This is a genomic window from Neisseria sp. P0001.S005 (genome assembly GCF_051963715.1).
Window position 1 is genome coordinate 1 of record NZ_JBQCTZ010000517.1, and the last position, 569, is coordinate 569.

The 569-nt window shown below is 48.5% G+C and carries 1 protein-coding gene and 1 pseudogene; both read left to right on the plus strand.

The window, feature by feature from the left end:
• Positions 1–195 (plus strand): annotated as a pseudogene (locus ACTHSP_RS21405) (division/cell wall cluster transcriptional repressor MraZ); the annotation flags it as partial.
• The coding region (gene mraW, locus ACTHSP_RS21410) for a 16S rRNA (cytosine(1402)-N(4))-methyltransferase (protein ID WP_440346927.1) at positions 192–569 on the plus strand (378 nt) is incomplete at its 3' end. The pseudogene ACTHSP_RS21405 and the gene mraW, both read left to right, overlap by 4 nt.

A 569-nucleotide genomic window follows, 5' to 3' on the forward strand; every position in this document is an offset into this window, starting at 1 on the left:
AGCGCCGGACGCGTTTTGATTCCGGCGAATCTGCGCAAACGCGTGGATTTTGAAAAAGAAGTTACTTTGGTTGGCCGTGCAAACCGTATGGAGTTGTGGGGTCGCGAACATTGGGAAGAGGAAATGAATCAGGCTTTGGATATTGATCCTGATGAGTTGGCTTTCCAATTGAGTCAAACGGATTTGCAATTGTGAGTAAAGTTGAAAATTATCAGCATGTTACTGTCTTGTTGCATGAGGCGGTGGATGCGTTGGCAATCCGTGAAGACGGGATTTATGTGGACGGTACGTTCGGTAGGGGAGGGCATTCCCGGCTGATTTTGTCGCGTTTGGGTGAGCAGGGTCGTTTGGTTGTTTTTGATAAAGACCCCGAGGCGATTGCGGTAGCTAATGAATTGGCAAAGCAAGATAAGCGCGTCAGTGTCGTACACAATGGTTTTGAAACATTTCAGACGGCCTTGGATGAATTAGGCATCGATAAGATTGACGGTGCGCTTTTTGATTTGGGGATTTCGTCGCCGCAAATTGACGATGGCAGCCGCGGATTCAGTTTCCGCTTTGATGCGCCG